This window comes from Xanthomonas sp. LMG 12460, from assembly GCF_009192895.1.
Taxonomy (GTDB): Bacteria; Pseudomonadota; Gammaproteobacteria; order Xanthomonadales; family Xanthomonadaceae; genus Xanthomonas_A; species Xanthomonas_A sontii.
The window spans coordinates 34791-46777 of sequence record NZ_NKUH01000059.1 but is presented as its reverse complement, the minus strand read 5'-3'; the positions used below and the strand labels follow the sequence as shown (position 1 = coordinate 46777).

The 11987-nt window shown below is 62.6% G+C and carries 9 protein-coding genes; all 9 read left to right on the top strand.

The genetic code is table 11. The features are described from left to right. Window positions 1–131 precede the first annotated feature (131 nt). The 9 genes from CEK66_RS13000 (at window position 132) to CEK66_RS12950 (ending at window position 11616) form a co-directional block, all read left to right on the top strand. Entirely contained in the window at window positions 132–1574 is a 1443-nt protein-coding gene (locus CEK66_RS13000) for a glycoside hydrolase family 125 protein (RefSeq protein ID WP_152237199.1), read from the top strand. Between the two features lie 130 nt (window positions 1575–1704). Then, on the top strand, window positions 1705–4047 hold the full coding sequence (locus CEK66_RS12995; RefSeq protein ID WP_152237198.1) for a GH92 family glycosyl hydrolase: 2343 nt from the start codon (window positions 1705–1707) through the stop codon (window positions 4045–4047). A gap of 134 nt (window positions 4048–4181) precedes the next feature. Further along, entirely contained in the window at window positions 4182–6032 is a 1851-nt protein-coding gene (locus tag CEK66_RS12990; RefSeq protein WP_152237197.1) for a beta-galactosidase family protein, read from the top strand. Between the two features lie 1132 nt (window positions 6033–7164). After that, window positions 7165–7515 (top strand): hypothetical protein, encoded by a 351-nt coding sequence (locus CEK66_RS12980; RefSeq protein ID WP_152237196.1) that lies wholly within the window; start codon window positions 7165–7167, stop codon window positions 7513–7515. An 88-nt stretch (window positions 7516–7603) separates the two neighbouring features. Beyond that, window positions 7604–9139 (top strand): ATP-binding protein, encoded by a 1536-nt coding sequence (locus tag CEK66_RS12975; RefSeq protein WP_152237195.1) that lies wholly within the window; start codon window positions 7604–7606, stop codon window positions 9137–9139. A 349-nt stretch (window positions 9140–9488) separates the two neighbouring features. Beyond that, the gene (locus tag CEK66_RS12965) at window positions 9489–9839 is read left to right on the top strand and encodes a SymE family type I addiction module toxin (RefSeq protein WP_226978601.1); all 351 of its coding nucleotides are present in this window, start codon (window positions 9489–9491) and stop codon (window positions 9837–9839) included. A 354-nt stretch (window positions 9840–10193) separates the two neighbouring features. Beyond that, complete coding sequence (locus CEK66_RS12960) at window positions 10194–10475, top strand: hypothetical protein (RefSeq protein WP_152237194.1); 282 nt, start codon at window positions 10194–10196, stop codon at window positions 10473–10475. Window positions 10476–10609: 134 nt separating this feature from the next. Further along, window positions 10610–11140, top strand: a complete 531-nt coding sequence (locus CEK66_RS12955) for a hypothetical protein (protein WP_152237193.1) — start codon at window positions 10610–10612, stop codon at window positions 11138–11140. Window positions 11141–11280: 140 nt separating this feature from the next. Continuing rightward, window positions 11281–11616 (top strand): hypothetical protein, encoded by a 336-nt coding sequence (locus CEK66_RS12950; RefSeq protein ID WP_226978600.1) that lies wholly within the window; start codon window positions 11281–11283, stop codon window positions 11614–11616. The last annotated feature ends 371 nt before the right edge of the window (window positions 11617–11987 follow it).

Below are 11987 nucleotides of genomic sequence, written 5' to 3'. Positions count from 1 at the left end.
ACACGTTGTAAGGTCGTCGCAAATTGGTCCGTCATAGGTACCATCAACCTGCCCTCCCGGCCGCGGCCGGCGCCTCCCCGGTGCCGGCCCGCGCGGGGAGCGTTCGTCGATTCCACGGAGCGTTCCAGGCCATGCCCACCCGCCGCGACATCCTCCACCTCCTCGGCGCCAGCGCCGGCGCCGCGCTGCTGAGCGGGGCGCTGCCGGCCGCCGCCGCGGCCTCGGCTTCCACCGCGCTGCCCAGCAAGCGGCCGCCGCCGGGCAAGCGCCGCTTCGTCAGCGCCGCGGTCGAGCGCCAGTTGCGCACGGTCAAGGCCGGCATCGCCGATCCGCGCCTGGCCTGGCTGTTCGAGAACTGCTACCCCAACACCCTCGACACCACCGTCGAGACCGGCACCCGCAACGGCAAGCCGGACACCTTCGTCATCACCGGCGACATCGAGGCGATGTGGCTGCGCGACTCCTCCGCGCAGGTGCATCCCTACGTGCCGCTGGCCAGGCGCGACCCGGCGCTGCGGCGCATGTTCCATGGGCTGATCCAGCGCCAGGCCGCCTGCATCCGCCTGGATCCCTACGCCAACGCGTTCCTGCCCGACGGCACCAGCCAGCGCCTGAAGTGGTCGGTGGCCGACATCACCGAGATGAAGCCCGGCGTCGGCGAGCGCAAATGGGAAGTGGATTCGCTGTGCTACCCGATCCGCCTGGCGCACGAGTACTGGCGCGCCAGCGGCGATACCGCGCCATTCGACGACGACTGGCGCGAGGCCATGCACGTGGTGGTGCGCACCTTCCGCGAGCAGCAGCGCCTGCACGGCCGCGGCCCGTACAGTTTCCAGCGGCCCTCGCCGCTGGCCACCGAAACCCTGGTGCTGGACGGCTACGGGCAGCCGACCCGGCCCAACGGCATGATCCACTCGATGTTCCGCCCGTCCGACGACGCCTGCCTGTACCCGCTGTTCGTCCCCGCCAACCTGTTCGCGGTGACCTCGCTGCGGCAACTGGCGACGATGAGCGAGGCGCTGCATCACGACGCCGCCTTCGCCGGCGAATGCCGCGCCCTGGCCGACGAGGTCGAGACGGCCACCCGAAAGTTCGGGCAGATGCGCGACGCCGACGGTCAGCCGTTCTGGGCTTACGAGGTGGACGGCTACGGCAACCAGTTGTTCATCGACGACGCCAACGCGCCCGGCCTGCTGAGCCTGGCCTACTTGGGCTGCTGCGATCGCCGCGATCCCGTGTTCCTGCGCACCCGGCAACTGGCCTGGAGCGAGCGCAACCCCTATTTCTATCGCGGCCGTGCGGCCGACGGCGTGGGCAGCCCGCACAGCGGCCTGGGCACGATCTGGCCGATGTCGCTGATGCAGTACGCCCTGGCCAGCGACGACGACGCGCAGATCCGCCAGTGCCTGCAGTGGCTCAAGACCACCGACGCCGGCAGCGGCTTCATGCACGAAGCCTTCGACAAGGACAACCCGAGCACCTTCACCCGCGACTGGTTCGCCTGGGCCAACACCTTGTTCGGCGAGCTGATCATCGACCTGCACCAGCGCAAGCCGCAGTTGCTGAAGGCCTGACGCGATCACTGCATGTGTGGGAGGGACTTCAGTCCCGACGGGCCTGACCGACAACGCGTCGGGACGGAAGTGCCTCCCACAACAGCAAACACACCCCCACCGCACCGCCGCACACCCCGAGGACAGCACCATGGCCACACGACGCGGTTTCCTGCAGGGCGCCATCGCCCTGGCCCTGTTCGGCAGCAGCGGCATCGCGCGCCTGGCGCAGGCACGCGCCGGCAGCTACGCGCTGCCGGCCGATGCGCGCGCCAAGGCCGAGCTCACCCGCAACGTCGACGTGTTCATCGGCACCGGCGGCCACGGCCACACCTTCCCCGGCGCCACGCTGCCGTTCGGCATGGTGCAACTGAGCCCGGACACCTACAACGCCGACTGGGACGCCTGCTCCGGCTACCACGCCGACGACGGCTCGATCATGGGCTTCTCGCACACCCACCTGTCCGGCACCGGCATCGGCGACATGCTCGATTTCCTGGTGGTGCCGGCCACCGGCGCGGTGAAGCTGCAGCCCGGCACGCGCGAGCACCCCGAGACCGGCTACCGCTCGCGCTACGACCACGCCGACGAAGCCGCCTCGCCCGGCTACTACCGCGTGCGCCTGAAGGACAGCGGCGTGCATGCCGAACTCACCGCCACCGCGCGCGCCGGCCTGCACCGCTACCACTTCCCCAAGGGCAAGCCAGCGCACCTGCTGCTGGACCTGTGCCACGGCATGCAGGACAAGCCGGAGATCCCCGCCCGCGTCGAAGACGCCAGCCTGCGCCTGGTCGACGCGCAGACCGTCACCGGCGGCCGCCGCGTCTACCAATGGGCCAAGGGCCGCTACATCTACTTCGCCATGCGCCTGTCGCGGCCGTTCGCCAGCGCGCAGCTGTATGCCGACGACCAGCCGCTGGCCGCGAGCGCGCGCAGCGCCGACGGCAACCGGCTGAAACTGGCCCTGCACTACCCCGATGCCGCCGACGCGCCGCTGCTGGTCAAGGTCGGCATTTCCGCGGTCAGCGCCGAGAACGCCCTGGCCAATCTGGATGCGGAGTTGCCCGACTTCGACTTCGCCCGCGTGCACGCCGCCGCCGTGGCGGAATGGGAAAAGGAACTGGGCCGTGTGCGCATCGACAGCGACGACGAAGCGCAGCGCCGCATCTTCTACACCGCGCTGTACCACAGCCTGATCGCGCCGACCCTGTTCAGCGATACCGACGGCCGCTATCGCGGCATGGACCTGCAGGTGCACCAGGCGCCGGCCGGCTACCACAACTACAGCACCTACTCGCTGTGGGACACCTACCGCGCCCTGCATCCCTTGCTGACCCTGGTGCAGCCCGAGCGCGTGCCCGACCTGGTGCAGTGCCTGGTGCGCGGCGCCCACGAATGCCCGCAGGGCGTCGCCATCTGGCCGCTGCAGGGCGTGGAGACCGACTGCATGATCGGCTACCACTCCGCCGTGGTGCTGGCCGAGGCGCACGCCAAGGGCTTCACCGGCATCGACTGGAAGGCCGCCTACCCGGCCTGGCGCAAGCGCGCGATGGACGACGACGTGCACGGCCTGGCGCTGTACCGGAAGATGGGCTACATCCCCTGCGACAAGGTCGACGAATCGGTCAGCCGCACCCTGGAATTCGCCTACGACGACTGGGCGGTGGCGCACCTGGCGCAGGCGGTCGGCGCCGACGACGATGCCAAGCACCTGCGCGAACGCTCGCGCCAGTACCGCAACGTGTTCAACCGCGAGAGTAACTTCGTGCAGCCGCGCCTGAGCGACGGCCAGTGGGCCACCCCGTTCGATCCGCGTGCGATGGGCCACAGCGCGCAGTGGCGCGACTTCACCGAGTCCAACGCCTGGCAGGCCACCTTCCTCAACCAGCACGACCTGTACGGCTACATGGACCTGTTCGGCGGCCGCGACCACTTCGTCGCCAAGCTCGACGAACTGTTCACCACCAGCTCCGAACTGCCGGCAGACGCGCCGCCGGACATCGACGGCATGGTCGGCCAGTACGCGCACGGCAACGAACCCAGCCACCACGTCGCCTACCTCTACGCCTACGCCGGGCAGCCGTACAAGACCCAGGCGATGGTGCGGCGCCTGCTGCGCGAGCAGTACCACGACGCGCGCAACGGCCTGTCCGGCAACGAGGACTGCGGGCAGATGAGCGCCTGGTTCGTGCTCAGCGCACTGGGCCTGTACGCGGTGGACCCGGTCAGCGCCAACTACGTGCTGGGCAGCCCGCTGTTCAAGCGCGCCGAACTGGACGTGGGCAACGGCCGCACCCTGCGCATCGTCGCCCACGGCAACAGCGCGGCCAACGTCTACATCCAGAGCGCCCGCTGGAACGGCAAGCCCTACACCCGCAGCTGGCTGCGCCATGCCGACCTCGCCGCCGGCGGCACGCTGGAACTGGAGATGGGGCCCAAGCCCAATACCGCGTTCGGTGCGGGCAGGGACGATCTGCCGCCATCGTTTAGCTGACGGCCGGGAATCGGGATTGGGGAATCGGGATTGGTGGTTCCCCACATCCGCGCCTGTGCGTGACCCGATGCACTGCGGCGCGCGCTCCGGTCGTCCTACTGTCGCAATCGCATCGCTTTTTTCGAGAATCCCCCATGCCGCGTAAGACCCTCGCCGCTCTCGCCCTCGCCCTGGCGTTCGCCCTGCCCGCCACCCACGTGCGCGCGGCCGACAGTGGCACCGCCTGGCCCGCCTTCGCCACCCAGGGCGATCACTTCATCCGTGACGGCAAGCCGTACCAGGTCATTTCCGGCGCCATCCACTTCCAGCGCATCCCGCGCGCTTATTGGAAAGACCGCCTGCAGAAAGCGCGCGCGATGGGCCTGAACACGGTGGAGACCTACGTGTTCTGGAACCTGGTGGAACCGCGGCCGGGCCAGTTCGACTTCAGCGGCAACAACGACATCGCCGCCTTCGTCGACGAAGCCGCCAAGCAGGGCCTCAACGTGATCCTGCGACCCGGCCCCTACGTGTGCGCCGAGTGGGAAGCAGGCGGCTATCCCGCCTGGCTGTTCGCCGAGCCCGGCATGCGCGTGCGCAGCCAGGACCCGCGCTTCCTCGCCGCCAGCCAGGCCTACCTGGACGCCCTCGCCGCCCAGGTCAAACCGCGGCTCAACGGCAACGGCGGCCCCATCGTCGCCGTGCAGGTGGAGAACGAATACGGCTCCTACGGCGACGACCACGCCTACATGCGCCGCAACCGCGCCATGTTCGTCCAGGCCGGCTTCGATAAGGCCCTGCTGTTCACCGCCGACGGCCCCGACGTACTCGCCAACGGCACCCTGCCCGACACCCTGGCCGTGGTGAACTTCGCCCCCGGCGACGCCAAGAACGCCTTCGAGACCCTGGCCAAGTTCCGCCCCGGGCAACCGCAGATGGTCGGCGAATACTGGGCCGGCTGGTTCGACCAGTGGGGCGAGAAGCACGCGGCCACCGATGCCACCAAGCAGGCCAGCGAATTCGAATGGATCCTGCGCCAGGGCCACTCCGCGAACCTCTACATGTTCGTCGGCGGCACCAGCTTCGGCTTCATGAATGGCGCCAACTTCCAGAAGAACCCCAGCGACCACTACGCCCCGCAGACCACCAGCTACGACTACGACGCCGTGCTCGACGAAGCCGGCCGCCCCACTCCCAAGTTCACCCTGTTCCGCGACGCCATCCAGCGCGTCACCGGCATCGCCCCGCCGGCGCTACCCAAGCCGATCCGCTTCGCCGAACTCCCCGCCACGCCGCTGCGCGAATCCGCTTCGCTCTGGGACAACCTGCCCGCCCCGGCCGCCACCACCGACACCCCGCAGCCGATGGAGCGCTACGGCCAGGCCTACGGCTACATCCTCTACCGCACCACCGTCACCGGCCCGCGCAAGGGCAGCCTGTACCTGGGCGACGTGCGCGACTACGCCAGCGTCTACGTCGACCGGAAGCTGGCAGGCAGCGCCGAGCGCCGCCTGCAGCAAGTGGCCGTGGACGTGGACATCCCCGCCGGCCCCCACACCCTCGACGTGCTGGTGGAGAACACCGGCCGCATCAACTACGGCGCCCACCTGGCCGACGGCCACGCCGGCCTGGTCGACCCCGTGCTGCTCGACGGCAAGCCACTCACCGGCTGGCAGACCTTCCCCCTGCCGATGGACGACCCGAGCAAGCTCACCGGCTGGACCACCGCCAAGGTCGACGGCCCCGCCTTCCACCGCGGCACGGTGAAGATCGGCACGCCTGCCGATACGTTCCTGGACATGCGCGCCTTCGGCAAAGGCTTCGCCTGGGCCAACGGCCATAACCTGGGAAGGCACTGGAATATCGGGCCGCAGCGGGCGTTGTATTTTCCGGCGCCTTGGCAGCGAAAGGGCGAGAACAGCGTGATCGTGTTTGATTTGGATGGTGCGGCGGATGCGAGCGTGCGAGGGGTTAAGGGGCAGGTTTGGAGTACGCCCAGTAATTGAGTTACTCGCGGAGCGCGCCGTCCGGTAAATCCGGATGGCGCGGGGTCAAACAACTTGTCTACAAATTAAGGCCGCCGGCGGTTCGCCGAGCGGCCTTTAACTTGTGACGGCCGTCAACAAGTGATAGCGTCGATCTTGTGCGGAAGGGCACCGAGGCTTGGCTTTAGGATCAGGCGCAGGGATACGCGAAAGTGGGAATTCATTAGACAGAAGCAAAAGCGTTCATTACCACAAGGTGGCGGATTATTTCTGCCAGCTGCCTTTATACAAGCGCTTGCCATCAATTAACCATAATCAATCCACGGGGACAAAGAGATGACCTCTTACTACGTGAATAACAATCCTCAGCCAACGGGAGAGCATGAGGTACACAAGGATACATGCACATATCTCCCACCTAACAGAACGTATCTAGGAGCATTTTTTAACTGTAAAGATGCAATAGTTGCTGCAAAGCGATACTACAACAATGTAGATGGTTGCTTCTGGTGCTCTAGGGACTGCCACACCCGCTAAGAAACACGCAACAAAAACCGACGCCGCCTCGCGGCGCGACTTCATTACTAGAAGCGCGTCATGTTGACTTCCTAAGTGCACCTGACTCGTTACACGGTCCAAGCCAGCACTCGGTGCTTCGCATCAGGCCCTACCGCACATGCAAAGCATCCAGATCGACTGATAAGTGATCTGACCGCGTTATTCGTGAATTTCTTTAATGCACCGCCGTCAGACTGAATAAAATACTCACACATCAATGAAATAGGATTTTTTATGCTCAACATCAAACCAGGACCAAAGCCGAAACGAGAAGATGGCCAAGACGACAGAAGGCGTCGCGTAGATCCGCCCACAGCCCCTAAACATCCAACGCTACCAATTCACAACCCGAAGAAAAAGAGTTAAGCGCCGAGGCCAGACATCAGGACACGCCCTCAATAACGTCGGCCAACAAAGGGGGCGGAATAAATATGCGCTTCACATGAATACCCCCTGGTCATTTTTATTTTATCACCACATGTTTATTCCGCACATCTTTTCTCTAGCATTATTTAGGGTGAACCCTTCAACGCTTTCGAAGCAATGCACGGCAAAGAAAAACAAAGCGCGCGCATAAACCATCAAGGATCGCGATATGAATTGGGAACAGATTAAGGAAGAAGTCGAAAAGAACGGGAGCGTACACACATTCACAATGGATGTTCTACGTGACGCTCACGGTGTGGCAAAGCTAGGTGTCAATGTGCGCGCTGAGATTAGCCAAACCCTCGCCGGCATCGGTCTTGGCCACGTCCCGGTAGAGCTCCCGAATTATCAGCACGAACAAGTACGACTGTACAAACGTGGCACGCCTGTCGGTCAAATGATCGACAACGTTCTTACGCCAGGTCAACAAACAGATAAGTCACTAGCAGACCGCTTTGCGGTACAAGGCCCTGACTACGCAGCAATCGTTCAAAAGATCCGCGAGCTAGTTGGGGAGTAATCAGACTAGTCACTCGCCCTAGCGGTCGCACCGAAAGCCGCGCGCCGCTCAACTCTCGCGTAAGCTGGTGATAGGAATTTCGCAGCGCATGAAGATCAAAACTGTTACTGTGAATCGCTTTCGCGGATACGCCGAGCCGGTTGTTGTGGAGCTCGACGATCTGTGCGTATTAGTTGGTCGAAACGACATTGGGAAATCGACAATTCTCGAGGCCCTAGATTTCTTCTTCAACGAAGGTAAGGGGTGCATAAAGATTGACAAAGAGGACATCAACAAGTCTTGCCTCGCTCGCGGCGAAGACCAAATCGAGGTCAGCGTCGAGTTCGCCGAACTCCCTGCCGAGATTGTTATCGATTCCACGAATTTCACGACCTTAGCGGGTGAGTACCTGACTACGGCAGATGGCACTTTGCACGTCGTCAAGCGATTCTCTCCATCCGGGAGAGAGCGCGTCTTTATACGCGCCAACCATCCCACTGCTGAGGGATGCCGCGATCTGCACCAAAAGAAGATCACTGAACTGCGTAAGGCTGTGGAAGATAACGGCTTCTCTTGCTCTGACAAGACACGGAGCGCCGAGCTTAGAAAGGCGATCTGGGCCGGCCACGCCGGCCTCGCACTCAGCGAGTGCGAGATTGAAATCGCCAAGGAAGACACGAAGGCGATCTGGGACCAGATTAAGGCGAAGATGCCATTGTTTACTCTGTTTCAGTCGGACCGCAAAAACACCGAGTCCGACGATGAAGTACAGGATCCAATGCGAGTAGCTGTTCGGGAAATACTCGGAGATCCAACTATACGCACACACCTTCGGGAGGTTGCAGATAAAGTTCGCCTACGCTTGGAGGAGGTTGCAAGTCGGACGCTCGAGAAGCTACATGAACTGAACCCCCAACTCGCTGCTTCACTAGAACCACAAATACCTGACTCGGACGCGCTCAAATGGCCAGATGTTTTTAAAAGCGTTGGAATTTCAGGCGAGCACGGCATACCAATCAATAAGCGAGGCAGTGGAGTCAAACGCCTTGTCTTGATTAGCTTCTTTCGTGCTGAGGCTGAGCGAAGACTGGCAGAGGCAGGAAATCGGCATGTCATCTATGCAATCGAAGAGCCAGAAACCTCGCAGCACCCCGAACACCAGCGCGGTCTGACAGCCGCACTGAAGGCGCTTTCAACTGCACCGGCAACCCAGGTTCTCCTGACCACGCATAGCCCAGAAATTGTCAAACACCTGAGCTTTGAATGCCTAAGACTTGTGTCCCACGGGCCACAGGAGCGCGTATCTCGCGTTCTGCCCAGTGAATTGCCCTACCCAAGTCTCAATGAAGTCAGCTTCTCGGCATTCGGCGAACCGACGTGCGAGTACCACGACGAGCTATATGCGCATATCGAGTCGTCTGGTGATCTCCCCGCATTCCGGGCCACTAGGCCACTCGTCAACTACATTCGCTTACAGAGAAATGGCTCTACGTTAACGGAGCAGATCAGTAGCACTGATTTCATTCGCCACCAAATTCATCACCCTGAAAATCCACACAACCCGCGATTTTCCCCCACCGACCTCTACAATTCGATATCAGCCATGCGCGCCTTCATCAAGGCTCAGTCGGACTGCGGTCATTAGCTAAGAAAATAAAACGGAAGATGAGAGCTAATCCACCATAACGGCGTCAGGTTCACTTAGAAATCGCACTATAGTCTGCAACCCAAAACCAGTTGACATACCTAAAAAACGGTAGCACCATCTTCTCCAAGGAGCGTAGAAACTCCTCACGTAGCGGCACCCACCTCCGTCAAACCGGTGGGTTTTTTGTGCCTGTTCGCAGGCACACTCCGACGCGCTGTCTGCGTCGGGAGGGCGGCGAATACAACACCCTTCGGGGAAATAAGCCCGCCGGCTACGTGCGGTTTCTAACCTCCCGACATCCCGTCGCCTTTCGGCGCGGGTTTCTGTCTGCCAAGGAGGCTGTGCCATGCGTCAACCGTCACCCCGCCCCGCCGCTCCCTGCAAGCGCAAGTCGCACAAGCATCGCCACTGCCCGCAGTGGACGATCGTCGAGTCGTCGCTCACCCCCATGCTGACGCCCGAACAGGTCGCCGCCGCCAATGCCGCCGATCTTGCCCGCGCCTCGCGCCCGCCCCGCCGCCCACGCCCGCCACAGCAGTGCACCGTCGGCTGCGGCCACTCCGCCAACGGCAAGCGCACGCCCGCGCTGCGCCTGGGCGGCCGCTGGATGGAAGAACTGGGCTTCACCATCGGCAGTACGCTGCGCGTGCAGGTGCGCGACGGCGAACTGGTGGTGAGCTTGGCCAGCAAGGACTGATACGGCCGTCGCCAACGGAAAACTGGGGCAGCGTGCACTTCCCTCTTCTGCTTCTACTACCGCTCTGACCTTCCGCGGCCGGCCCCTATGTGCAGGGCCAGTTCGATGGCCAAGCTAGCCTTCAACCGCCTCTCGAAAGCAGTCGTTGCCCAGCACGTGTTGCCGCTGCAAGTTGAGGCGGATGGCCACTGTCTCGTCCGGGTCGATCGCGTCCAGCACGCAGCGGCGATAGTGGTCTGCGCGCTGGCCGGCCGGGACAATGCTAGATAGCTCGCATCTCACAAAGAAGGCGCGGAATAGCTAAGCTACACACCAGTTCTACACCCCTCCTCTCTCGAACATCAATGACAGGTCATGTTCCAAATCATTTTTATCGTCATTGATCGCTTTTCAATCGAGGGCAAGGGCACTGCGTTAACCGGCATAACGCACGACGACTCCCTAGCAATCCCAGTAGGTGCGACCATTACAATCAAACGACCAAATCTCTCAGACATTCAATCTATTGCCTTAGGCTTTGAGGTCTTTAGAAATGCTTGGTCACCCCACAATCCTCGCAATTTCGGCATCCTCTTGCCCGCCGAAATAGATATCGATGATATCCCGCCGAAATCCGAAATCTGGTGCGATGTCTAGCCGCCATCTAGCAAAAAAACGGCCACGCGGCGCTCGGCTTGTGGCGTAAAGTCATCGGCGGCTCGGCCGCTCAGGTGAATGAGCCAGGGCCGCCTCCCTAACGCACCACACCCACATCGCATCGCAGCCACCACATGATCGCGCTCTTGCTTCCCCTGTTGGTGCTCGCCGCCCTCGGCTTCGTCCTCAGCCTCATCGTCCACGTGATGGCGCTTGCCGGGTATGTGCCGCCAGGCGGAGAGGCCGTCTTCGCCATGCACTTCGGCGTCTTCGTCGTCTGGTTACCGACCGTGCTGCTTTCCCTGCGGCTCAACCACACCCTGAAATCCCGCCATCGCTGGAAGCGCTTGCTGGCGGGATCTCCACGCTGGATGCGCTACGCCACTTACGGCCTGTTCGCCTACGCCAGCGTGAACTTCTTAATCGTCGCCCACCTGACGGGCGACCAACCGAAAGCGCCAGGCGTGCCCCCCACCCTCCTGCGCGGATTCTCCGGGCATTGGATGTTCTTCTATGGCATGGCCTTCTCGATGCTGTATTCCGTGTACCGCAAGCCGTGGCTGCTCAGCGTCGCCAAGTGCCCGTCGGGCCACCACGTGAACCACGCGGATCGTTTCTGCTCGTCCTGCGGTGCCGCACTTTCGCAGCGCGATGCAGGGGTCTGATTGCGCGCCCGGGCCAGCGGCCTCCACGCGATGACACCAGGGCATCGCAGGCTGTCGCGCGCCCGATTTCGCCAGGCCCTAGACTTCGACCAGCACATCTGCATCCGGACAGGACATCCATGCACCTCACACCCCAACAGTTGAACGAACTCTATCCCTACCTCTTCGGGTTCTGGGCCGCGATTGGGCTTGTGGCGCTGGCGTTCTTCAACTTCAACAAGAATACGCCGCTGAAGCGGCGGGTGTTCATTGTTGGCAGCATCGCCACGGATATGATGCTGCTGGTCTTCTTCTGGGTGGCTGACGCGCCGCCTCTTTTCCTGGCCGCTGCCGTCTGCTTCATGGCATACGGGCTCTGGCAGACCATTCACTTGATACGCTTCTGCGACGCCTGTGCCGCGCTCAACGCGCCACAAGGCCATCGGCAGGCGCGCACGGAATGCCGGAAGTGCGGCGCTGCACTAGCGAAACCATGACGAAGCGCAAAGCAGAAAGGTAGCAGCTGACTGTTCGGCGCAGATCACATTCAACATAAGTCATCGAACGGCAGGCGGTGCTGTCCACTTACTCCTCCAGCCTCGATCGCCCAAGGACTCCCCCGCAGTTTTCGCTTCATGTGGATATCAGTAAATCGCATGGTCGCAGGAGAGCGGCTTTGCCCCTCAGGAGCTGCACAGCGGCGACTGCAGCGTGAATAGAACGGCACCTCTCGCTTGTGGCTCCTCGAAACGCTTTGCTACAGTCCGGCGCACGCACCCTGAGGATGCCCGCCGCCGTGGATCTGTAAGCCTTCCAGAAATGTCGCCGCTGTCGTGCCACGCACGGCGCGGAAGTTGTCATGCATTTT

Bases quoted from the DNA above. Each gene is read 5' to 3' on its own strand.
- CEK66_RS12955 (WP_152237193.1), top strand. From the start codon at position 10,610: ATGATCGCGCTCTTGCTTCCCCTGTTGGTGCTCGCCGCCCTCGGCTTC.
- CEK66_RS12995 (WP_152237198.1), top strand. From the start codon at position 1,705: ATGGCCACACGACGCGGTTTCCTGCAGGGCGCCATCGCCCTGGCCCTG.
- CEK66_RS12975 (WP_152237195.1), top strand. From the start codon at position 7,604: ATGAAGATCAAAACTGTTACTGTGAATCGCTTTCGCGGATACGCCGAG.
- CEK66_RS12990 (WP_152237197.1), top strand. From the start codon at position 4,182: ATGCCGCGTAAGACCCTCGCCGCTCTCGCCCTCGCCCTGGCGTTCGCC.
- CEK66_RS12980 (WP_152237196.1), top strand. From the start codon at position 7,165: ATGAATTGGGAACAGATTAAGGAAGAAGTCGAAAAGAACGGGAGCGTA.
- CEK66_RS12965 (WP_226978601.1), top strand. From the start codon at position 9,489: ATGCGTCAACCGTCACCCCGCCCCGCCGCTCCCTGCAAGCGCAAGTCG.
- CEK66_RS13000 (WP_152237199.1), top strand. From the start codon at position 132: ATGCCCACCCGCCGCGACATCCTCCACCTCCTCGGCGCCAGCGCCGGC.
- CEK66_RS12960 (WP_152237194.1), top strand. From the start codon at position 10,194: ATGTTCCAAATCATTTTTATCGTCATTGATCGCTTTTCAATCGAGGGC.